Origin of the sequence: Bacillus sp. BPN334, assembly GCF_008368885.1 — a bacterium.
GTDB classification, from domain to species: Bacteria; Bacillota; Bacilli; order Bacillales; family Bacillaceae_G; genus Bacillus_A; species Bacillus_A wiedmannii.
This window is the reverse complement of sequence record NZ_QOZW01000005.1, coordinates 53,510-75,880: the sequence shown is the minus strand read 5'-3', so window position 1 is coordinate 75,880 and position 22,371 is coordinate 53,510. Positions and strand designations below refer to the sequence as shown.

25 protein-coding genes and 1 riboswitch are annotated in these 22,371 nt (G+C 35.7%); of the genes, 16 read left to right on the top strand and 9 right to left on the bottom strand.

From position 1 onward, the window contains the following. Window positions 1-70: 70 nt before the first annotated feature. Complete coding sequence (locus tag DN393_RS04605) at window positions 71-1,186, bottom strand: CdaR family transcriptional regulator (protein WP_088048354.1); 1,116 nt, start codon at window positions 1,184-1,186, stop codon at window positions 71-73. Between the two features lie 136 nt (window positions 1,187-1,322). Here DN393_RS04605 and DN393_RS04600 point away from each other — a divergent pair, with 136 nt between their 5' ends. The 9 genes from DN393_RS04600 (at window position 1,323) to DN393_RS04560 (ending at window position 9,480) form a co-directional block, all read left to right on the top strand. After that, on the top strand, window positions 1,323-2,297 hold the full coding sequence (locus DN393_RS04600) for a beta-propeller fold lactonase family protein (RefSeq protein WP_088048355.1): 975 nt from the start codon (window positions 1,323-1,325) through the stop codon (window positions 2,295-2,297). Then, window positions 2,290-2,961: a response regulator transcription factor gene (locus DN393_RS04595; protein WP_064476740.1), complete on the top strand. Its 672-nt coding sequence runs from the start codon at window positions 2,290-2,292 to the stop codon at window positions 2,959-2,961. The genes DN393_RS04600 and DN393_RS04595 overlap by 8 nt, the downstream gene beginning before the upstream one ends. 3 nt (window positions 2,962-2,964) lie before the next feature. Further along, on the top strand, window positions 2,965-4,365 hold the full coding sequence (locus DN393_RS04590) for a sensor histidine kinase (RefSeq protein ID WP_064476739.1): 1,401 nt from the start codon (window positions 2,965-2,967) through the stop codon (window positions 4,363-4,365). Between the two features lie 228 nt (window positions 4,366-4,593). Further along, complete coding sequence (locus DN393_RS04585; protein WP_254913065.1) at window positions 4,594-5,283, top strand: FadR/GntR family transcriptional regulator; 690 nt, start codon at window positions 4,594-4,596, stop codon at window positions 5,281-5,283. Window positions 5,284-5,451: 168 nt separating this feature from the next. Continuing rightward, window positions 5,452-6,171 carry a (Fe-S)-binding protein gene (locus tag DN393_RS04580; protein WP_000869144.1) on the top strand — a complete coding sequence of 240 codons (720 nt, stop codon included), beginning with the start codon at window positions 5,452-5,454 and terminating at the stop codon, window positions 6,169-6,171. Between the two features lie 16 nt (window positions 6,172-6,187). Then, complete coding sequence (locus DN393_RS04575; RefSeq protein ID WP_000061930.1) at window positions 6,188-7,609, top strand: LutB/LldF family L-lactate oxidation iron-sulfur protein; 1,422 nt, start codon at window positions 6,188-6,190, stop codon at window positions 7,607-7,609. Then, window positions 7,609-8,319 carry a LutC/YkgG family protein gene (locus DN393_RS04570; RefSeq protein ID WP_149173335.1) on the top strand — a complete coding sequence of 237 codons (711 nt, stop codon included), beginning with the start codon at window positions 7,609-7,611 and terminating at the stop codon, window positions 8,317-8,319. Before DN393_RS04575 ends, DN393_RS04570 begins: the two co-directional genes overlap by 1 nt. A 112-nt stretch (window positions 8,320-8,431) precedes the next feature. Then, a complete protein-coding gene (locus DN393_RS04565) occupies window positions 8,432-9,154 on the top strand; it encodes a prepilin peptidase (protein ID WP_098102703.1) in 723 nt (240 codons plus the stop codon). 59 nt (window positions 9,155-9,213) lie between these two features. Then, complete coding sequence (locus DN393_RS04560; protein ID WP_316250393.1) at window positions 9,214-9,480, top strand: cyclic-phosphate processing receiver domain-containing protein; 267 nt, start codon at window positions 9,214-9,216, stop codon at window positions 9,478-9,480. A gap of 27 nt (window positions 9,481-9,507) precedes the next feature. Here DN393_RS04560 and DN393_RS04555 read toward each other — a convergent pair whose 3' ends face one another. The 7 genes from DN393_RS04555 to phaQ all read right to left on the bottom strand — a co-directional run bounded on the left by DN393_RS04555 (window position 9,508) and on the right by phaQ (window position 14,978). Then, window positions 9,508-10,359 (bottom strand): formate/nitrite transporter family protein, encoded by an 852-nt coding sequence (locus DN393_RS04555; RefSeq protein WP_000893044.1) that lies wholly within the window; start codon window positions 10,357-10,359, stop codon window positions 9,508-9,510. Between the two features lie 198 nt (window positions 10,360-10,557). Beyond that, complete coding sequence (locus DN393_RS04550; protein ID WP_000383306.1) at window positions 10,558-11,352, bottom strand: TerC family protein; 795 nt, start codon at window positions 11,350-11,352, stop codon at window positions 10,558-10,560. A gap of 90 nt (window positions 11,353-11,442) precedes the next feature. Further along, window positions 11,443-11,608: riboswitch (yybP-ykoY riboswitch) on the bottom strand. A gap of 38 nt (window positions 11,609-11,646) precedes the next feature. Then, on the bottom strand, window positions 11,647-12,966 hold the full coding sequence (locus DN393_RS04545) for a TrkH family potassium uptake protein (RefSeq protein WP_088048358.1): 1,320 nt from the start codon (window positions 12,964-12,966) through the stop codon (window positions 11,647-11,649). Window positions 12,967-13,080: 114 nt separating this feature from the next. Further along, window positions 13,081-13,266 (bottom strand): alpha/beta-type small acid-soluble spore protein, encoded by a 186-nt coding sequence (locus DN393_RS04540; RefSeq protein WP_000241212.1) that lies wholly within the window; start codon window positions 13,264-13,266, stop codon window positions 13,081-13,083. Between the two features lie 147 nt (window positions 13,267-13,413). After that, window positions 13,414-13,857, bottom strand: a complete 444-nt coding sequence (locus DN393_RS04535; protein WP_001067917.1) for a MaoC family dehydratase — start codon at window positions 13,855-13,857, stop codon at window positions 13,414-13,416. 101 nt (window positions 13,858-13,958) lie between these two features. Beyond that, window positions 13,959-14,483, bottom strand: a complete 525-nt coding sequence (gene phaP / locus DN393_RS04530; protein ID WP_000448584.1) for a polyhydroxyalkanoic acid inclusion protein PhaP — start codon at window positions 14,481-14,483, stop codon at window positions 13,959-13,961. Between the two features lie 42 nt (window positions 14,484-14,525). Next, complete coding sequence (gene phaQ / locus DN393_RS04525; protein ID WP_000903018.1) at window positions 14,526-14,978, bottom strand: poly-beta-hydroxybutyrate-responsive repressor; 453 nt, start codon at window positions 14,976-14,978, stop codon at window positions 14,526-14,528. A 198-nt stretch (window positions 14,979-15,176) separates the two neighbouring features. Here phaQ and phaR point away from each other — a divergent pair, with 198 nt between their 5' ends. The 5 genes from phaR to DN393_RS04500 all read left to right on the top strand — a co-directional run bounded on the left by phaR (window position 15,177) and on the right by DN393_RS04500 (window position 20,385). Next, window positions 15,177-15,659, top strand: coding sequence for a polyhydroxyalkanoic acid synthase subunit PhaR (gene phaR, locus DN393_RS04520; RefSeq protein WP_000566955.1), 483 nt, complete (start codon window positions 15,177-15,179; stop codon window positions 15,657-15,659). A gap of 153 nt (window positions 15,660-15,812) precedes the next feature. Next, complete coding sequence (locus tag DN393_RS04515) at window positions 15,813-16,556, top strand: acetoacetyl-CoA reductase (protein WP_000250411.1); 744 nt, start codon at window positions 15,813-15,815, stop codon at window positions 16,554-16,556. 82 nt (window positions 16,557-16,638) lie between these two features. Beyond that, window positions 16,639-17,724, top strand: a complete 1,086-nt coding sequence (gene phaC / locus DN393_RS04510; RefSeq protein WP_000206842.1) for a class III poly(R)-hydroxyalkanoic acid synthase subunit PhaC — start codon at window positions 16,639-16,641, stop codon at window positions 17,722-17,724. A 94-nt stretch (window positions 17,725-17,818) separates the two neighbouring features. Continuing rightward, window positions 17,819-19,012, top strand: a complete 1,194-nt coding sequence (locus tag DN393_RS04505; RefSeq protein WP_064476734.1) for an NAD(P)/FAD-dependent oxidoreductase — start codon at window positions 17,819-17,821, stop codon at window positions 19,010-19,012. Between the two features lie 23 nt (window positions 19,013-19,035). After that, window positions 19,036-20,385 (top strand): TrkH family potassium uptake protein, encoded by a 1,350-nt coding sequence (locus DN393_RS04500; protein WP_001204688.1) that lies wholly within the window; start codon window positions 19,036-19,038, stop codon window positions 20,383-20,385. Between the two features lie 38 nt (window positions 20,386-20,423). On the opposite strand, the gene DN393_RS04495 is transcribed toward DN393_RS04500, so the two are convergent. Beyond that, the gene (locus tag DN393_RS04495; protein ID WP_002070938.1) at window positions 20,424-20,759 is read right to left on the bottom strand and encodes a DUF3905 domain-containing protein; all 336 of its coding nucleotides are present in this window, start codon (window positions 20,757-20,759) and stop codon (window positions 20,424-20,426) included. A gap of 147 nt (window positions 20,760-20,906) precedes the next feature. On the opposite strand from DN393_RS04495, the gene DN393_RS31410 reads away from it, so the two are divergent. Together DN393_RS31410 and DN393_RS04485 are read left to right on the top strand one after the other, a co-directional pair. Then, window positions 20,907-21,059, top strand: a complete 153-nt coding sequence (locus DN393_RS31410) for a hypothetical protein (RefSeq protein WP_000240799.1) — start codon at window positions 20,907-20,909, stop codon at window positions 21,057-21,059. Between the two features lie 228 nt (window positions 21,060-21,287). Beyond that, window positions 21,288-22,364, top strand: coding sequence for a putative 2-aminoethylphosphonate ABC transporter substrate-binding protein (locus DN393_RS04485; RefSeq protein WP_088048360.1), 1,077 nt, complete (start codon window positions 21,288-21,290; stop codon window positions 22,362-22,364). Window positions 22,365-22,371 lie beyond the last annotated feature (7 nt).

The following is a 22,371-nucleotide window of genomic DNA, read 5'->3' as shown; positions in this document are numbered from 1 at the left end:
GTTGTAACAGTGCTTTCATTATAATGATAAAAAAATTGGGGGATTCTTTCTATGTATAATCATCTAAGGATTAATCTAATTTATCATTATTTTTTGTATGATTATCTAATAAGAGGAGCGAGAAGTATAAAATGTTTAAGTCTTTGAATTGTTTCGGGTCAAGTTCTGTATGCTCCTCAATCTTTTTAAGTCTGTAATGCAATGTGTTAATGTGTATATGTAATTGTTCAGCTGTTTGTTTATAGGATTGGTTATAATCAATAAATAAGCGTAAAGTGTGCATAAGCTCAGGAGATGATAGTAAGTTTTCGATGGTGCGCCTTAGAAACTGTTCCCGCGTTGCAGCAGAAATATCTTGTAAGCACATTTCTAAACGTAAATCTTCATTAAATACAATTTTTTTCGTTTCAAGTGATACGGAAAGAGCTTGTAATGCTTGCTCGTACGATAAGTTCATATTGCTTGGTGTAACGGATTGTCCAATCCCAATATATAAAGGAATAGAAAACGAATTTTCACAGTCTTGTTTTAATCTTTTTAAAAATTGATACGTTTGCTCTTTGGAGTTTGTGGCTGTAAATAAAATGAATCGATCATTTCCCCAACGAACAAATAGATGCTCCTTTGTTAATAGATTGTGTACGTGTTGCCAAATCTTACGCTGAAGCATCGTGTCATTTTGATCGATAGAGAACAAAATAAGTTGTTTCTTCTTATATAAATCAATACCAAGTGTTTTTGCACGATCGAGAAAGCTTGAAGACCAGTCTGTATTTTGAAGCCAATCAAAGACAAATGCTTCATAAGAACGGTGTTCAAGTTCTAGTTGTTCTAAAAAGTAGTTTTCGTGAATGAGTAGTTCGGTCATTTTACGTAATATTTCCCCGTATTGTGAAATGTTTTCAGGTTCGCCTGTAATTCCAATGACACCAATTACTTCGTCATGAAATAGTAAGGGGAGGTTCATACCCGCCTTTACGCCTTGCAAACGTCGTTCATCTTCTTTTGTAATAATGACAGTTTTCTTTTGTTTCGCGCATCGGAGTGCACCTTCATGAAATTGGCCGATTCTTTCTACATCTGTACTCGCGATAATAACACCTTGTATATTAATGATAATAATATTTTCTTTAATTAGTCTGCGTACTTCTCGTACAATTTTATTCGCTAAATCAGGAAAAAGCATAATTTGCACACCTCAAATTCTATTTGTTGTACATTATATATGTAAATGCAGTAAGAAAGGGAAATTTCACACTTTCCACACATTTATTTGTTATTTTACAATTATAACGAAATCATCCGAAGATGGAGGGAATCTTTTGAGAAAGTATGTTTTTCTTCTCTGTTTTTTATTTCTATTAGTAGGGTGTCAAGGAAGTTCATATACACCGATTGCTAAAGAGAAAAGTGTTATTATAACAACGAATATAAAAGAAGGTAGTATCAGTTTTGTTGATGAAAAAACTAAAAAGTTAATTACGACATGGGAACTTAATGAACCAATGGCAGGAGTTGCACTACTTCCAAACGGTGAGGACATACTTGTATATGGCAAGCAGTTAGAGTACATGTATGTATATTCACTAGCAGAAGGAAGGCAAGTGGACAAATATAAAACTGGAAAAGGCATTGTAAATGTGATTGTATCCGAGGATAAAAAACAATTATTTGCTGCCGATCAAACTGCTCAAAAGGTAAGGTTCTTTACGATAAAAGGGAAAGAGACAGGGAGTGTATCAACAGGAAAAGGACCAATAACGATGGTAGAGCACGATAACCAGTTATCTGTATTAAACTTTTATGATACGAAGCTAACGACCATTGATACAAAGAAAAAAGAAGTGATACAATCCTTTATGATTCCCCCAGCATCAACGGGAGCGACAATTAGCCCAGATGGGAAAGAAATATGGATTGGCGGACATGGTGATGGAAATCAAGTCAATGAAAAAGTATTAGTGTATTCATTGCAGAGCGGAGAAATGGTACGTTCTTTACATGCTCCGTTTATGCCTGTGAATATAACGAAGGATAATAAGTATGTATTTGCATTAAGTCACGGTTCGAATACGCTTAGAAAGTTTGATGTTAGCACGTATAAAGAGGTTGCTTCTGTAGAAGTAGGATCGAATCCATTTGCATTTTTGAAGAGCGAAGCAGAAGGATACGTAGCAAGCTATGATAGTGATGAAGTGTGCGTCATGGATATGAAGAGTTTGAAAATAAAACAAACAATTAAAGTCGGAAAAGGGCCGTTTCAACTCATAGAGAGGGAAGGGAAGGACAATGAGTAAATATAGGGTGCTAGTTGTAGATGATGAAAGTGATATGAGGCAGCTTGTTGGAATGTACTTAGATAATTTTGGATACGAGTGGGGAGAAGCTGAAAATGGAAAAGAGGCGCTAAAAAAATTAGAGACGAATCATTATGATTTCGTTGTATTAGATATTATGATGCCAGAGATGGATGGACTTTCAGTTTGTAAAGAAATTAGAAAAACGTCGGATGTACCAATTATATTTTTAACAGCAAAAGGTGAAGAGTGGAATAGGGTGAACGGCTTACGTATGGGAGCAGATGATTATATTGTAAAGCCATTTAGTCCTGGAGAATTAATTGCTCGTATGGAGGCTGTGTTAAGACGGTATACAAAGCAAGAGCAACAAGAGGAGATTCAGTTTGGACCGATCCTTATTAATGAAAAAAGTAGGAAGATTGAGGCTGATGGTGAGCCGATTTCTCTTACAGTAAAAGAGTTTGATTTACTCTATTTTCTTTGCCAACATACGGGACAAGTATTTAGCCGGGAACAATTGCTGGAAAAGGTATGGGGATATGATTATGCGGGAAGTACAAGAACAGTGGATACGCACGTGAAAACGATGCGTTTGAAGCTTGGAGAAAGTGGAAACTACATTCAAACGGTTTGGGGTGTAGGCTATAAATTTGAGGTGTAACGTATGTTTACGATGGTACAGAAGCTTTGGCTTACAGTAGTATGTGCAGTATGTGTAACAGTTTCCTTTCTTTATTTTGTATCTTTATACTCGTATGAAAAACTATACGTTGATAATTTAAAAGATTCATTAGTAATGGAAGGCAAGCGTCTTGCTGCGCAATATGATAAGCGTGAAGGAATAGCAACTTTTGAAGAGAAAGTAAGAGCATTTGATCAAATATCTAGTTCAGATGTTCTTTTCGTATCTAATCCGCGTGATTTAAGCGCGTGTTTACCTTTTGATGTGCATCATCATTCTCTTATAAGTGAAGGGGACAGGCAAGCATTATTAGATGGAAAAACTGTGACAAAGATAGGGTATGAGGAACATTTTGACCGAAATATTATGGGGGTTGTCATCCCTGTTTTAGAAAATAAAAAGTTAGTTGGCATTGTATATTCTTATATTCCTTTAAAAAGTATAAAAGACTTAATATATGATATGGGCCTTATTTTAGCACCGTTAGCACTTGCTATGACTTTACTAACAATATGGATTGGTAGAAAGATTATTATTGCTATTACGAGACCGCTTTCGCAAATGGAACGAGTTGCCAATCATTTGGCTACGGGAGATTTCTCAGAACGGATTACAATTTCTTCTGAAGATGAAATTGGACGATTAGGAAAAGCATTTAATAAAATGGCAAATTCTTTAGAGACAGAAGACGTAAAGCGTAAGGAATTTTTAGCTAACGTTTCGCATGAACTAAGAACACCGCTTAGTTATATAAAAGGATATAGTGAAGCTATTTTAGATGGCGTAGCGAAGGGACCACAACAGGAAAAAGTAACACAGCTCATTCATAAAGAAGCGGGTCGTATGCAGCGTCTCGTTCATGATTTATTAGATTTAGCACAATTAGAAGGTGAACATTTTCCGCTAAAGAAACAACCTATCGTTTTTTCACAACTGATTGAAGATGTGTTAGATACGTATGAGATTAAGTTTATAGAAAAGAAAATTCGTATTTCAACAAATTTAAATCCAGAAATCATTGTAATGATTGATGAGGATCGCATGCAACAAGTGCTTCATAACGTGTTAGATAATGCGATACGGTATACAAACCAAAACGGGGATATTATGATAACACTCAGGCAGATAGATGATTACTGTGAATTAAACATAAAAGATACAGGAATCGGTATTGAAACAGAGCATTTAGAAAATCTTGGTGAACGTTTTTACCGCGTTGATAAAGCGAGAAGTCGTCAACATGGTGGAACAGGTTTAGGCCTTGCCATTGTCAGACAAATTGTTCATATACATGATGGACAGTGGCGAATTGAAAGTGAAAAAGGGCATGGAACGACGGTTAGTATTAAATTGAAAATACAAGTTGAAGAAAGCATGTTCTAACGTGAAGGACATGCTTTTCTTCATGAGTACAAATGAATAGAGGAATACATATAAATTGATATCAAATAAATATTAAAAATTTGACGATTTTATGAACAAAACATTTGTACTTCTTACCAATTCGTTCTAAAATAGTTATGATGCAAAGTTCTTATAAATCGTTTCAATTGTTGTTTGGAAGATACTGAGGTGATTTAACTGGAGTACAAATCTATTAAACCGAAAAAGATTTACGAAGAAGTATCTGAAGCTATTTTAACAATGATTAAAAATGGTACGTTAAAACCTGGTGACAAACTACTTCCTGTACATCAATTAGCTGAGCAGTTTCAAGTTGGTAGATCTGCTGTTCGTGAAGCGCTAAGTGCGCTAAGAGCAATGGGCTTAATTGAGATGAAACAAGGAGAAGGTACATATGTGAAGAATTTCGATTCTTCTTCATTAACAAAATCATTAAACAATAAATTATTAATGAAGAAAGAAGATATTTTGAACTTATTAGAAGTACGAAAGGTGCTTGAAGTGGGGGCAGTTCGAGCAGCTGCGGCAAAACGTACGGAAGATAATTTGCAAAATATGAAGCATTGGTTAGATGAAATGGCAAAGAGCATTGGAGATGAAAAGGCTGGCGAAAAAGCAGATTTTCAGTTCCATATGGGAATTGCGGAGTCTTCGCATAACAACATTTTGCTTGAACTCATGAATCACGTTTCAGAGATGATTGCTGAAACGATTGGTGAATCAAGACGCATTATTTTATATGGTGAACAAACAACATCAGAACGACTTATAGAAGAGCATCAAGTTATATATGATGCAGTGTTAAAGCAAGATGTAGAATTAGCGCAGCAAGCAATGCTAGATCATTTAACAAATGTAGAACATATTGTCACAGGTAAAAACGATATAAATTCGTAATTTAATCTTTTAAAAATCAAATTTTTTGATAAAATAGAGAAAGATTAAGTAAGCGTTTTCTTTAGAAGGGGGAGAGGGTAGGCCATGGTTGAGCCTACTTCTTCTTTCCTTAGTCATCTGATGACCGTATGTTTGTTGGTGGAGTTGTAAAAAGGGGGAGTAATAATTATGAAAGTTACTTTATTTGTTACTTGTTTAGTCGATATGTTTGAAACAAACGTCGGCAAAGCAACAGTTGAAGTGTTGGAGCGTTTAGGTTGTGAAATTGAATTTCCAGAAGCACAAGTTTGTTGTGGGCAGCCTGCTTATAATAGCGGCCATGTAGAAGCAGCAAAAGAAGCGATGAAACATATGATTGAAACTTTCGAAGATGCAGAATATATCGTTACACCATCTGGTTCTTGTGCGACAATGTTTCATGAGTATCCGCATGTTTTTAAAGATGATCCGAAGTGGGCTAAACGTGCACAAAAGGTTGCCGATAAAACATATGAATTTACACAATTTATTGTAGATGTTTTAAAAGTGACAGATGTTGGTGCAAGCTTACCAGGGATAGCAACTATTCATAAATCTTGTCATATGACACGCCTGCTTGGAGTAAAAGAGGCACCAGGAATTTTATTATCAAACGTAAAAGGATTAACTGTGAGAGAACTGCCAAACGAACAAAATTGTTGTGGGTTTGGGGGAACGTTTTCAGTGAAGATGACTCCAATTTCTGAGCAAATGGTAGATGAAAAGGTAGATAGTGCAATGGAAACAGGTGCTGATTATTTAATCGGTGCAGATTGTGGGTGTTTGTTAAACATTGGCGGACGTATTGAGCGTTTAGGAAAAGAAATAAAAGTAATGCATATTGCTGAGGTACTAAATAGTCGCTCATGAAGGGGGAACATAAGCTATGTCTATGAAAATCAGTGAGAAAAAATTTAATGATCGCGTTGGCGATGGAATTCAAGATTCTTTTATGCGCGGAGCAGTATCTTCTGCGCAAACGCGCTTATATACGAATCGCTTAAAAGCAGCGGACGAATTAGGAAACTGGGAAGAGTGGCGTGAACTAGGTGAACAAATTCGCCAACATACGTTAGAAAATCTTGATTATTACTTAATGCAGTTAAGTGAAAATGTATCAAAAAGAGGCGGACATGTGTACTTTGCGAAAACGAAAGAGGAAGCAGCAAAGTATATTCAAGACGTTGCAAAAAAGAAACAAGCGAAGAAAGTTGTAAAATCAAAATCAATGGTAACTGAAGAAATTAGTATGAATCATGCCCTTGAAGAGATTGGTTGTGAAGTGTTAGAAAGTGACTTAGGAGAGTATATCTTGCAAGTAGATAACGATCCACCTTCACATATTATTGCGCCCGCACTTCATAAAAACAGAACGCAAATTCGTGATGTATTTAAAGAAAAGCTTGGCTATGAAAATTCTGATGATCCATATGAAATGACAAAGTTTGTTCGTAAACAACTTCGTGAGAAATTTATGGATGCAGAAATTGGTGTGACAGGTTGTAACTTTGCAGTTGCAAATACTGGCTCTCTTTGTTTAGTAACGAACGAAGGTAATGCCGATCTTGTTATGTCGATTCCGAAAACTCAAATTGCAGTAATGGGTATGGAACGTATGGTTCCGACAATGGAAGAATTAGATGTTTTAGTTGGTTTACTATGTCGTAGTGCAGTAGGGCAAAAATTAACAAGTTATGTAACTGTAGCGGGACCAATTCAAGAAGAGGAAGTAGATGGACCAGAAGAATTCCACTTAGTTGTTGTTGATAATGGCCGCTCTCAAATTCTTGGATCTGAATTCCGCTCAGTATTGCAATGTATCCGTTGTGCTGCTTGTGTTAACGTATGTCCTGTATATCGTCACGTTGGTGGACATTCGTATGGTTCTATATACTCAGGACCAATCGGTGCGGTATTAACACCACTTTTAGGCGGATATGATGATTACAAAGAGCTTCCATATGCCTCTAGTTTATGCGGAGCGTGTACAGAAGCTTGTCCAGTAAAAATACCATTGCATGATTTATTATTAAAACATCGTCAAGTAATTGTTGAGCAAGAAGGACGTGCACCACTTGCAGAAAAATTAGCAATGAAAATGTTTAGTATGGGTGCATCTTCAGCAGCTTTATATAAAATGGGATCAAAAATGGCGCCAGCAGCAATGAGTCCATTTACATCTGGCAACCGTGTATCAAAAGGTGTTGGGCCACTTAAAAACTGGACAGATATTCGTGAATTCCCGGCTCCAAGTAAAGAACGATTCCGTGATTGGTATAAAGATCATAAGAAAGGCGGGGACAAATAATGACAGGATTAATTCAAAACCGTGAGTCCTTTCTAGATAATATTGCAAAAGAACTTGGACGTGAGCGGAAAACGGAAGGCGTAAAGCGCCCAGCATGGAAAAGTAATGTGAATGTAGAAACGCTAAAAGATTATTCACAAGAAGAATTGTTAGAAGTATTTAAAAATCAATGTACAAACATTCATACAACTGTATTGGAAACGACAAACGACCGTTTACGTGAAGATATTCAAAAAGTAATCGTGGAAAACGGCGGGGGACCTATTATGTTATCGGCAGATGAACGTTTTGATTCTTATGGATTGACTTCTTTATTTAAAGAAGAGCTTCCAAAGCAAAATGTTGAAGTGAATGTATGGGATCCTGAGAAAAAAGAAGAGAATATGCGTATCGCAGAAAGAGCGAATATTGGAATCGCATTTAGTGATTATACTTTAGCTGAATCTGGTACGATTGTTGTACAAAGTCATAAAGGTCAAGGTCGTTCTTTACACTTTTTACCAACTGTTTACTTTGCTATTATTCCACGTGAAACACTTGTGCCTCGTATTACACAAGCTGTTCAGGATATGAACACACGTGTAGAAAATGGCGAGGCAGTAGCATCTTGTATTAACTTTATTACAGGACCTAGTAACTCGGCAGATATTGAAATGAATCTTGTTGTCGGAGTACACGGACCATTAAAAGCAGTATATTTCATCGTATAAAAGAGGGGAAAGCAGGCCAGAAAATGGCCTGCTTTTTTAATAGAATAGAAATAATATGAAGTAGAATTTCTCTCCTTTTTTTGCTATGTTCTTCTGGAAAGGAGAGGAAGGGATGTTCACTTATTTATATGCATTGTTAGTGGGGATGGTGTTTGGTTCTTTTTTTATGTTAATTGCGATGAGAGTGCCGCTAGGTGAGTCTATCATTACCCCTCGTTCACATTGTCATTATTGTAAGTATGTGCTAAAGCCAAAAGAATTGATCCCAATCATTTCATTTTGTATACAACGGGGACGTTGTACGAATTGTAAGAGGAAAATTTCAATTTTGTACGTAGTATTTGAACTTGTAACCGGAATGATATTTTTTCTTACTGTATATATGATTGGGGTGGAACGAGAGCTTATCATCATTTTATCGCTATTTTCGCTACTTCTTATTATTTCAGTTACAGATTACATATATATGTTAATCCCAAATCGTATTTTAGCTTGGTTTGCCTGTTTACTCATTTTAGAATGTATTTTTGTACCGTTAGTGACTTGGACAGATAGTATAGTTGGTAGTGGCGTTATATTCATTTTGTTATATTGCATGCAAAAGATATATCCAGAGGGGCTTGGTGAAGGGGATATAAAATTACTTTCGTTACTTGGATTTATAGTGGGACTGAAAGGGATTTTTATGATCTTATTTTTAGCATCTTGCTTTAGTCTTTGTTTCTTTGGAGTTGGTATAGTATTAAAACGTATGAAAATGAGGAGCCAAATTCCGTTCGGTCCTTTTATTAGTCTTGGAGCAATATGTTACATGTTGGTCACGTATATAAAATAGAGAGGGGATAGAAAATGAATGTATATATGGATGATCAAAGAAGTTGTCCGTACGGGTAGGTGCCCGCCACTACAGTAGAATGTGCTTTGCACATGGTTCGGGATTATGATGTGAATATTCTTTCCCTTAATTTTAATATGGGATGGGGGGAAAGAAATGGATTAGATTTTCTAGAGGCTTTTTGTAAAGAGGGTTTATATGTAAATGAAATTCACCTTCATACGAATGATGTCATCGGTATGCACAAGATGAAACAGAGAATTAATAAGGGAAAGGAAGAAGGAGAAATTAATCCGCACCTTGTTGTTAAATATGTGGGGAGCTAAAAACTCCAAAGTAAAACTTTGGAGTTTTTAATGTTTCATATGTGCTTGTAACGGAATGATTTCTTCTTGTTGAGCTGCTACTAATTCAGTTTCTTCTTGTTTCACGTCAGGTACTTTCTTTGTTAAGTAATGGTATACCATACCGACAAAGACGGACCCGCCAATAATGTTACCGATTGTAACTGGAATTAAGTTATGAATAGCACCTGCAAAAGAAATTGTCTCCGGATGCGGTGAAACTAAAGATAGAGCAAACAGTGATAAGTTTGCAATGCTATGCTCGTAACCAGATAAGAAGAATGTGAAAACGAGTAGCATCATCATCATAATTTTTGCTGTATCACCTTTAACTTGAGAAGGTAAGAAACACGCAAGACATACAAGCCAGTTACATAAAATTGCTTTAAAGAATAATTGCATTGTAGGTGTATTCATTTTTCCTTCTACTACTTTATTCATGAAATGGCCGTGATCAATTGCTTCGAAAATTCCAGTTGCATAAAATAGTAAGGCAAAGAATAAAGCTCCAGCTAAATTCCCTGCATAACAAGCGAACCAGTTACGAAGTGTATCAGAAATCGTTGTTTCTTTTCTTAAAGTTGCTACAGTGAAGTACATTGTGTTTCCAGTAAACAATTCAGCACCGCCATATATAATAAGAACGAGAGCAATTCCGAAAAACATAGAAGCAGCTAAATAAGTTGCTGGTGAATCTGCAATGTGAAAAAAGTTACCTAATTTAAAACATAGTACAATAATAAAACCGATATAAATACCCGCAAGTGCGGCACGAATGAAATATTGCATCGGGTTTGTATCTAGCATTTGTTTTTTGCTCTTTGCCAGTTTGACAACATAATCTAATCCTTGTTCTAGCATGAGTAATACGCTCCTTTAGTACATCATCTATAAATACTCCTTATATGAATAAAGTACATGGAATTGTTCTTAGTTTCAATAAGTTTGTGCAATGTTTCACAAAAAGGACATACATACATTAAGAAAACGTTTACAAAAGATAGTATAATGGAATTTTTTCTGGACATTGAGAGGGGGAAGGAAAAAAAAGCGCTGTAATTACAGCGCTTTTTCGTCTAAATTCTTTTCTACTTTTACTTCTACTTCTTTCGAGAAGAACCAGCCACCAACTGCGATTCCAACTAATACAATCCAGAATGTAAGTTTCCATGGCGTAGATTCTGGGAATGAATGCGGAATTACATTTAATGCAGGGTGTGCTAATGTATAAATTGCTAATTTCACACCAACCCAACCTACAATTAAAAATGCTGCGGTTTCAAGTCCTGGTTTACGTTTTAATATTTGTACGAAAGCAGTTGCTGCAAATCGCATAATGATTAATCCGATAAGTCCACCTACAAAGATAACAACGAATTGCCCAGTATCAAGACTACCAATTGTACCTAAGCCTGTTTTTGGTAAAGTCATTGCTAATGCAACAGCAGCTAAAATTGAATCAACTGCAAAGGCGATATCAGCAACCTCAACTTTAAATACAGTCCACCAAAAGTTCTCTTGTTTTTTCTTTGCTTCTTTTTCTTCTGTGTCTTCATCCGAATTCTTTTTAACATACGTTTTAAATAAGTGATTACCAGCGATAAACATAAGATAAATGGCACCGATTGCTTGCACTTGCCATACGTCGACTAGGAACGAAATCATAAATAGCGATCCGAAACGGAAAACAAATGCCCCCGCTAATCCGTAAAATAGTGCTTTCTTTCGTTTTTCTTCTGGTAAATGTTTTACCATAATTGCAAGAACGAGAGCGTTATCAGCCGCTAAAATCCCCTCTAGTGCAATTAGGATGAGTAATACCCAACCATACTCCAATAATAATGATACATCCATGTACATTCTCCTCTCATTTCTATAAGTACTAAATAAGTGAAGAATTTCCCCACTATTTAGTTTCCCCATACTCCTGCCTATTAACTTTGGAAGAATTTGGAAATTAATACAAAAAAGACCTCTGCCGTTAATAGGCAAAGGTCTTGCTAGACATATGTAATGAAAATGCCAACAAAGCCGGAAGAACTAAGTTCTACGTAATGACGACTTTGTTTCCAAGAAATATTCTTGGACGCTACTCCCCTTTGGAGATATGCTATTGTACTCTCATTATATGGATAATTTATACGGTTGTCAACCTGTTAAAATATCTTCATTCGGATATTTTATTTTTCGGTTCTTTTTACGTGCAAATGAAAAAGCCAATGTTAAAGGTCCCATCTTCCCAAAAAACATCATAAAGAGGATAATAGCTTTTCCGATCATAGTTAAGTGTGGTGTGAAATTCATACTGAGACCGACAGTCCCAAATGCTGAAAATACTTCGAAAGCACTCATCAATAGAGGAACTCGCTCAGTAATACTTAAAATTAAAATAGCAAAAAAGATAAATGAAATGGAAATAATAGTGATGGTCAATGCTTTGACAATGAGAGTATCTTTAATAGATTTTTTAAAAACGACAATATCATCTTGTTCTTGTAAAAATTTAAACACCCCAAAAAACATGATTAAAAATGTTGTTAACTTAATTCCACCACCGGTTGAAGCACTACCAGCGCCAATAAACATAAGGAGCATCATTAATAGTAGGGAAGGCTTTGATAATGCAGAAATATCAACTGTATTAAACCCGGCAGTACGAGTTGAAACCGCCTGGAAATAAGCGGCCATTCCTTCTTCAAATGGGGTAAATTCTCTCATAGAAAGGGAATTGTGGAACTCGAATATAAAAATAAAAACAGTCGCAATAATATTGACGATTAGAGTAGAAGAGAGCATAAGTTTTGAGTGTAATGTAAGGTTTTTAAAATTTTTCTTTCTTTTTATATCTACGATTACTGTAAAACCAATTCCACCTAAAATAATGAGGGAGGAAATAACGAGATTGACAAGAATGCTATGAGAATGGGACATTAAATTATCGCTCCACACAGAAAAACCAGCATTGTTAAAAGCAGAGATCGAATGAAAAAAGCTATAATAGATCCCTTTAGCAATCCCGTATTTTGGTACCCATTCAAAAGAAAGAATTAAAGTAGCGATACATTCGACTGTAAAAGAGAATAAAAATAATGCTTTGGCAAGACGAATGACGCCACCAATGTTCGTTTGATTTAACGCTTGTTGCAGTAAAATTCGGTTTTGAAGACCAATTTTTCTGCCGAGCATAATCGCAATTAAAACGGCAAAGCTCATAATGCCAAGTCCGCCCACTTGTATAAGCGTTAAAATGACACATTGGCCAAATAAGGTAAATACTTTTCCTGTGTCTACAACACCAAGCCCTGTAACCGTACAAGCAGAAACGGTTGTAAATAAAGCATCGAGCCATGAAATAGACGTTGTTGTAGCAATTGGTAGCTTTAATAAGCATGTACCGATAATTGATAACATAATAAAAGACAAAGTAAGAACACGGGGAGGACTCATGCTAATATTAATCCGTTTCATGTTACATATCGTTCCTTTCAGTTTGCTCTTACTAGTATGTGAAAAAGCACGATTATGTATGTTAAAAATAGAAAGAGGCAGAGAATATCTGCCTCTAAGCCATATGGTATAGTATTATCCACGTAATTGTTGTTGAGCTAAAGCAACAAGTCGTTTCGTTACTTCACCGCCAACTGAACCGTTAGAACGAGATGCTGTATTAGAACCTAAGCTAACACCGAATTCTTGTGCGATTTCATATTTAAATTGTTCAAGCGCTTGTTCTGCACCTGGAACTAGTAATTTGTTTGTTTTTACCATGTTGATACACATCCTTATAAGTAGTCCAGTTCAGCTAAGTACCTATCTAAACTGGTAACGTTATTTTATGTGGAAACGACGTACTCATACGCGGAAGTAATCGGTGTGATTAGAAGTTATTGGATAGAAAAAAGAGTAGCAAATTTGCTACTCTTTTTTCAGTATTGTCGCTGTACCTTCCACGACAATATCACCGGATTGATTATATATGTTTGTTTGCAACGTAATGATTTTTTTATCGTCTCGTTTTTTAATGACTTCTGCCACAACGCGAAGTGTATCACCAATTTTGACAGGAGCACGGAATGAAACGTTTTGAGATAAATAAATCGTGTTTTTGCCAGGGAGTTTCGTTCCAAGAATCGTCGAAATGAAACTGGAAACGAGCATGCCATGAGCAATACGTTCTTTAAACATTGTCGTTTTTGCAAAAGAATCTAAAATGTGAATAGGATTCACATCTCCAGTTAATTTTGCGAAATTAATAACGTCCTCATCCGTAATAGTTTTTGTAAGGGATGCTTGATCACCGACTTGAATCTCATCATAACGAAGCTCCGGAACAGTTTGTGCTTCTTGAAATGGATTCATTTTGGCCTCCTTCTTTTCCATATCGAAAAATGCCAGCCATCTTGATGTAGTAGGAGGAAGAAAGAGTTTTGTTTGTGCTGCAGTTAGCTCCCACATCTTTCTTACTTGATGGAAGTAAATAAATTTTTTGAGTTTTCCTCGAACTGCTTTGCGAGTTCTAGTTGTTTGGACTTGAACTCTCCCAAAAAAACATCTAACTGTTTTTGAACCTCGTCACGTTGTAATTGTTGTTGTTCGATAAATTGTTTTGTTGTTTCTTCAAATTGACCGCTAGTTTGAGTAAGAATAGACAAAGATGTTTTCGTAGGAGAAACAGTAAGTTGGTGCATTTGAGTAGAAAGTTCATTCCATTTTCCTTGCCACTCGTTAATTTGATCATTTAAGGAGTTTCCAGTTAATTGCTTCACGTAATCTGTATATTGGTTATTGAACTGAGCAGTGAATTGTTGTAGTTCTTTTTCTAGTTCATCTACTCCTGATGTTAATTTATGCAAAGCGTCTTGTTGTTGTTTTAAAGTTTCTAAAGTAAGTTGCTCTAATTGTTTCCCAGCTGAAGAGAAGAGGGAAAGAGATTGAGACCAGTTTTTCCAAAATGCATCGACTAATTCGTATGGCTTAGTTTCCATTGTTTGACCTCCAAATGTTTTTTTGCATATTGTGAACGCAGATTACTCTGCTGTACCACCAGGTGAAGATGAAGAATCCTTTTCATCCTTTTCTGGAGAAGTAGAAAATGGAAAGAATGCATTGGTGTATAACGTAAAAAACGTCCGCAACATATTTTGATAATGTTCAAAAGAAGTCGCACATGTTGTTAAATATTGCTCTCCATATTCTGTTAAAGAATAAATTCGTTTCGCTGGCCCGCCTTCGCTTGTATCCCAAGTAGAAGAAATAAGGTTTTCTTTTTCTAATTTGCGTAGTGTTCTATACACATTACCTTGGTCAACAGAAGAAAAGCCGATGTCCATTAGCATTTGAATGAGTTTGTAACCATGAAGACTCCAGTCTTTTAGACAGAGAAGTAAGAAAGGAACTAAGAAGTTTTTTGGCATGGAGTTTGGTTGTTTCGCTTGGTTTTTTTCCAAACTTTCTGGGTGTTCTGGTTCATTATGTAGCATGATTGTGCATCACCTCATGAATCAGTTAGATGGAATTTTTTGCTTATAAGTGCAATTTACACCTATCTGTTTTTAATGTCAACACATTTATTGGAAAATAAAGAAAAATAAAATATAGACTTGAAGTTTTATTCAGAATATTAGAAAATAGTGAATAGGTTGAATTGTTTCAAAAACGAAAAAGGGAGTGTAGGCGAAGTGATTGATCAAAAATTCGATCCATTGCAAGCATGGAAAAATGCTTATGAACAAACCGAAACATTTTGGGGAAAAGCGCTCAATGAAACAATTAAAACAGAAGAATATTCTGCTTGGATGGGCAGCGTTCTAGATTTGAATTTGTTTTATCAAAAAGCATTAAATGATACGACAAAAAATTATTTAGAACAGGTGAATGTGCCGACGAGAGAGGATATCGCTAGAGTAGCTACGCTTGTTATCAATTTAGAAAATAAAGTTGATAACATTGAGGAAATTCTAGAAGAGAAAGTGGATTCATTAGGACAAGCTCCTACATTAAAGCGTGATGTTACGAAAGTAAAACAAGATATTCGCACGCTAGAAACGAAAGTTGATCAAATTTTAGAGTTACTAGAAAAGCAAAATGCAGTACTAGAGAAACTACAAGTACCTGCAAAAGAAGAAGTAAAACCTGCGAATAAGCCGGAAAATAAAAAATGATAATAGCGTTTGTTTATAACGTGCAAAAGGGAAAGGGAGAATCTCTTTTTCATATATAAACAACGAAACATAATTAATATATGGACTCTATTCATATGAGTACCAAAATGATTCATAACAATCGTTCACAAATTCATTTAAGGGGGAAAAGAAATGGTTCAATTAAATGGCAAAGTAGCAATCGTAACAGGTGGGGCAAAAGGAATTGGAAAAGCAATTACAGTAGCATTAGCACAAGAGGGAGCAAAAGTAGTTATTAACTATAACAGCAGTAAAGAAGCAGCTGAAAACTTAGTAAATGAATTAGGAAAAGAAGGACATGACGTTTATGCAGTTCAAGCGGATGTTTCTAAAGTAGAAGATGCAAACAGACTTGTAGAAGAAGCTGTGAATCATTTTGGTAAAGTTGATATTCTTGTTAATAATGCTGGTATTACAAGAGATCGTACATTCAAAAAATTAAATCGTGAAGATTGGGAGCGCGTAATTGACGTGAACTTGAGCAGTGTATTTAATACAACAAGCGCGGTACTTCCATACATATCGGAAGCAGAAGAAGGAAGAATCATTAGTATTTCTTCTATTATTGGCCAAGCTGGTGGATTTGGACAAACAAACTACTCTGCAGCAAAAGCAGGTATGTTAGGATTTACAAAATCATTAGCATTAGAGCTTGCAAAAACAAATGTAACTGTAAACGCAATTTGCCCAGGATTTATTGATACTGAAATGGTAGCAGAAGTACCAGAAGAAGTGCGTCAAAAAATCGTTGCGAAAATCCCGAAAAAACGTTTTGGTCAAGCTGATGAAATTGCAAAAGGTGTAGTATATCTATGCCGTGACGGTGCGTATATCACAGGTCAGCAATTAAACATTAACGGCGGATTATACATGTAATGAAGTAAGAAAAAAGTGCATATCCATAGCAGGAATGCACTTCTTTTTTTAGAAATAAATCGACCGAAAAGGAGATAGAAAAATGACTACATTCGTAACGGAATGGGAAAAGCAATTGGAGTTGTACCCAGAAGAATATCGTAAAGCATATCGCCGTGTGAAAAGAGCGAGCGAAGTTTTATTACGCGAACCAGAACCACAAGTTGGTTTAACACCGAAAGAAGTTATTTGGACGAAGAATAAAACGAAGCTGTATCGTTACATTCCAAAACAAGAAAAAACACAGAGAGTTCCAATCCTATTAATATACGCGCTTATTAATAAACCGTATATTATGGATTTAACTCCAGGAAATAGTTTAGTGGAATATTTAGTAGATCGTGGTTTTGATGTGTATATGCTTGATTGGGGCACATTTGGTTTAGAAGATAGTCATTTGAAATTTGATGATTTCGTGTTTGATTATATTGCAAAAGCAGTGAAGAAAGTAATGAGAACTGCGAAATCGGACGAGATTTCTTTACTTGGTTATTGCATGGGTGGAACGCTAACTTCTATTTATGCAGCACTTCATCCGCACATGCCAATTCGCAACTTAATCTTTATGACAAGTCCTTTTGATTTCTCCGAAACAGGATTATACGGTCCTTTATTAGATGAGAAATACTTCAATTTAGATAAAGCGGTTGATACATTCGGAAATATTCCGCCAGAAATGATTGATTTCGGAAATAAGATGTTAAAACCAATTACAAACTTTGTAGGTCCATATGTTGCTTTACTCGATCGTTCAGAAAATGAGCGCTTCGTCGAAAGCTGGAAATTAGTTCAAAAGTGGGTTGGTGACGGTATTCCATTCCCAGGTGAATCGTATAGACAATGGATTCGTGATTTTTATCAAAATAATAAATTAGTGAAAGGTGAACTCGTTATTCGCGGACAAAAGGTAGACCTTGCAAATATTAAGGCGAATGTCTTAAATATTTCTGCGAAACGTGATCATATTGCCCTGCCATGCCAAGTAGAAGCTTTGCTAGATCATATTTCTAGCACAGATAAACAATATGTATGTTTACCAACGGGACATATGTCGATCGTTTACGGTGGAACAGCGGTAAAACAAACATATCCGACGGTTGGAAATTGGCTGGAGGAGCGTTCTAATTAAAAATAAAAAATCCAACTAGCGTATGTTAGTTGGATTTTTTTATGGGAAATAACAAAAGATAGAAAGGAGAAATTTATATTTTAGGAGTATAATTATGAAACTTATGACTGGTAAGTTGTTTTGGAATACAGGAGTTTCTATACCTTGTTATCCATCATTAGAAAATGATATGATATGTGATGTGCTTGTAGTCGGAAGCGGAGAAGCAGGTGCTCATATAGCTTATTCGTTAGCGAAAATTGGAATGCGTGTTACGCTCATTGAAAAACGAGCAATCGCATGTGGTAGCACAGCTGCTAATACAGGTTTACTACAATTTCTTCATGATAAACCGCTAACCTCACTTATCCATACATTTGGTGAAAAAAAAGGGGTACGAGCATATAAGCTATGTTACGAAGCGTTACGAACAATGGAGCAAGTTGTACCGACTCTCGATATTGATCCCCAGTTTATTCCACGAAGTAGTTTGTATTATGCAAGTAGAAATGAGGATGTATCGTTTTTACAAGAAGAATATAATACGTTACGCCATTATGGATTCCCGGTTGAATATTTTACCGATTCACATATGAAGAAGAAGTATTCATTTATAAAACAAGCAGCGTTATATACGCATGGTGATGCCGAAGTGAATCCGTATTTATTAGCGCATAGCCTTTTGCATAAAGCAAATCAAATGGGAGCTACTATACTTGAGCATACAGAGGCCATACATATAAAAAAACGCCAAAATGATTTAATTTGTTACACGAAAACAGGAAATCAAATTGTAGCAAAGAATATTATTATGGCGACAGGATATGAAGCACTTTTCGGAAAGAAAGAAAAAAATACAACAGTGGAAACATCATATGCAGTGGTGACAAATAAGGTAGATTCATTTGAAGGCTGGCATGAACAATCATTAATTTGGGAAACAGCACGGCCTTACTTATATTTTCGAACGTATCAAAACCGTATTATTGTAGGCGGATTAGATGAAGCGATGAAAATTCAAACAATCGGTGATACGAAATTATTGCATAAGCGTGATATCCTTATTAACATTGTAAAAGAGATGTTCCCGCAGTATAAGAATATACAGGCAGAGTACTATTGGGCGGCAGCATTTGGCGGTAGTCATGATGGTCTCCCTATTTTAAAAGAAGACAAAGAGATACATAATTTATTTTACGCATTGCCGTATGGAGGTAATGGAACTGTGTATGGAATGGTATTTGCCAAATTATTTGAGCAGTTATTTACAAATAAAGAAAGTGAAGATTTTTCTTTATTTAATCGATAGAAAAAAGGTAGCGAAGTGATGGAATGAGAGATATAAAAAAGTTTTTACAAAAATTACGTCCTGTACAACTTATTGTTTTGTTTTATTTATTAGCAGTAGTTGTATCGGTGATATTGCTTAGTTTCCCGTTTGTTACGAAGGCTGGTGTGAAATGGACATTTATCGATGCCCTCTTTACATCTGTTAGTGCGGTAAGTGTTACGGGACTGTCTGTTGTTACAATTTCAGATACATTTACTACGGCAGGAATTATTATGTTAGCCCTTATTTTACAATTAGGCGGCTTAGGAATTATGGCACTTGGTACATTTGTTTGGATTATAACGGGGAAAAAAATCGGTTTGCAGAGAAGAAGACTCATTATGGCAGACCATAATCAAGGGAATTTATCAGGCCTTGTAGAATTGATGCGTTCTATTTTAATTGTAATTATTTCGATAGAACTTATTGGAGCAATACTATTAGGTACAAGATTTCTACTTTATTTTCCAACTTGGCAAGAAGCTTATTTCCACGGTTTCTTTGCCGCTGTTAGTGCAACTACGAACGGAGGATTTGATTTAACTGGACAATCACTAATTCCGTACAAAAAAGATTATATTGTGCAAATGATTCATATGTTACTTATTATTTTAGGAGCGATTGGCTTCCCGGTGTTAATGGAAGTAAAGCAATTCTTTAGTAAAAGGAGACAGCAACTATTCCGCTTTTCGTTGTTTACAAAATTGACGACAACGACATTTTTTGCACTCGTTATCGTTGGAACAATTATGATTTTTCTACTAGAGCGAAATCAGTTTTTAGCAGGAAAGTCATGGCATGAAACAGTTTTTTATACATTATTCCAATCTGTGACGACGCGAAGTGGTGGACTGGCTACAATGGATATACGTGAATTGTCACAACCGACGCTTTTATTTATGAGTATATTAATGTTTATAGGGGCATCTCCAAGTTCGGTTGGGGGCGGAATACGTACAACAACATTTGCTGTTAGTATATTATCGTTATACACTTTTGCAAGAGGTGGAAGAACGGTCAGAGTCTTCAAACGTCAGTTACATGAAGAGGACGTGCTAAAAGCATCTGTCGTTATGACGATGGGGATTTTATTATGTGCCACAGCACTCTTTATTTTATCTATTACGGAAAATGTACCGCTTATGAGTTTAATTGTTGAAGTGTGTTCTGCTTTCGGGACGACAGGGCTATCGACAGGTATTACGCCAGATTTAACAACTGTTGGTAAACTTGTACTCATTGTACTTATGTTTATTGGGCGTGTCGGTATTTTAACATTTATACTGGCTAGTGGGGGAAGAGAACAGCCACCTCGCTATAAATACCCGAAAGAGAGAATTATTATTGGATAGTATGAAACCATTCTACCTATGTGAGGTAGAATGGTTTTTTAGTCGTTAATGCCAAATTGCGGATGCATAAAAGCGTCATTCTTATTATCCACTTCTTTTTTTAGCAACTCTTGATTTTCTTCTGAAATCCACCCAATATCATTTGTAGGATGAATCCATTCTTCTCCAGCCATAATGGCAGGGTCTACTTCATCAGTCCAATTGTGAAGTGGACTATTCTCGGAATCATATTTACTGTCTCCGATTACGACGTCATATTGATTTATGAAAGGTTGTTGCATCTTCTTTCCTGTTCCTTTAAAAGATGGGAAATTCATTTGATGCGGGAGCGTTTCATCTAAAATTGGTGACTGAATTTTATCTTTCTTCTTCAAAATAATCGCCCCTTTTATAATACTTTCTTCATAGGTAGTATTTCCATCTAGCGGCTCTTATGTACTTGTTAACACTTGCCAGTAATAATTATTTAATGTTGCTTCAAACTAGGGTAGAAAGTGAATTCTTGAGAGCAGGTGAATGTATTGGTAAAAAGAAAAGTGAAACAAAATGCGGCAATCAACAATAATAAAACTCCGAAAGAAAGCTTACCAGATGCAGAATTTGCATTAGAGTATGAAGGAGAAAATAGCGCGAAGTATGCAAATCGTAATTCAAAAAAAGGTAAACAAAAATGAGGCGTTTTTTACAAACGCCTCATTTTTTTGTGGGATTATAAAGGTTTTTTTAATTATTTGTAAATTTAGTGTTCATTATTGGCAGAAAAATGCGAAAAAACATAGAAATAGCAACGTATTACACAAAAACAAACAACAAACAAAAGATTAATGTTGGTTTAATACTGCTTTTACACTAGTTGTTTATATTTGAGTTGTACATAAGATTTATAAAAGGAGAGAGAGACAGTGAAAAAAACAATCTTTAAAGCTGTAGCAACTGGAATGGTATTTTCGTTATTAATGGGGTGTGGTGCAAAGAAAGAAGAAAGTGCTGGGGCAAAAGTAAAGGATGATAAATTATCTGGATCATTAACTGTTTACACAGCGATTGAAGAAGAACTTGTACCAATTTATCTTGATTCTTTTAAAAAGAAGTATCCAGATGTGAAACTGAACATTGTTCGTGATTCAACTGGAGTTATTACAGCGAAATTGCTAGCTGAAGGAAAAAATACACAAGCAGATGTTGTATGGGGAACAGCAGCGTCTAGTCTATTAGCTTTAGATAAAAAAGATATGTTAAAAGGATACTCTCCAAAAGGCGCAGATCGTGTTCTTCCGCAATTTAAAGATGATAAGCAACCAGAAAAATGGGTAGGTAATACGGCATTTATGACGGGGATTGCTATAAATAAAGAAGAATTAAAGAAGAAAAATTTACCGATGCCAGAATCATACGAAGACTTAACGAAACCAGAATATAAAGGAACGCTTGTTATGCCACATCCAGCTTCTTCTGGAACAGGATTTTTAACAGTTTCTGCATGGTTACAAATTATGGGTGAAGATAAAGGCTGGGATTACATGAAGAAACTTCATGATAATATGGCAACTTATACTCATTCAGGTTCAAAACCAGCGAAATTAGCAGGCGCAGGTGAATATCCAGTTGGCGTATCAATGGTTTATAGTGCTTTGAAAGAGAAACAAAAAGGTGCACCGGTTGAAGTTGTATTGCCGAAAGAAGGATTAGGTTGGGAAGTAGAAGCGAACGCACTTATTAAAAAAGATAATGCAAAAAATGAAAAATTAGCGCAAGCATTTTTGGATTGGGCAATTACTGATGATGTAATGAAGTTATACTTCGAGAAAAATGGATTTGCGACAATTAAAAATGATTATAAACTTCCAGATGGATTCCCTAAAGATGTGACAGAAAAGTTATACAAAAAGAATGACTTTAAGTGGGCAGCAGAAAATCGTGACAAAATTTTAGAAAAATGGGAAAAAGATTTTGGCCAAAAAGCAGAACCGAAAAAGTAAGTAAGTG